Origin of the sequence: Comamonas sp. B-9 (genome assembly GCF_000410635.1) — a bacterium.
Classification (GTDB): domain Bacteria; phylum Pseudomonadota; class Gammaproteobacteria; order Burkholderiales; family Burkholderiaceae_C; genus Comamonas.
The window spans coordinates 1-252 of the sequence record NZ_APCR01000584.1 but is presented as its reverse complement, the minus strand read 5'-3'; the positions used below and the strand labels follow the sequence as shown (position 1 = coordinate 252).

The 252-nt window shown below is 66.3% G+C and carries 1 pseudogene; it reads left to right on the top strand.

Going from position 1 to position 252, the window contains the following annotated elements:
• A pseudogene (locus tag H928_RS32115) lies at nt 1-252 on the top strand (hypothetical protein); the annotation flags it as partial.

Genomic DNA, 252 nt, shown 5'->3' with positions numbered 1-252 from the left:
GATGGCAAGATGCGCAGCCTCTATGCCTATGGTTTCTACCAAACCCGCTTTGGCGAGCTGCCGCGCTCGCGCTTCAGCCTGAGCCTGCGCAGCAATGAGCAGATTGTGCTGGGTGACGGCACCGCCACCGGCCGCGAGCTGCAGTGGGAGCAGGACTGGATCAGTGCCCAGCGCGAGACCATGCGCCCCGAGCTGGTCACCACGCTGGGTTGGGCCGATGACCGCAGCAACGGCAGCCACCAGCGCTACCCC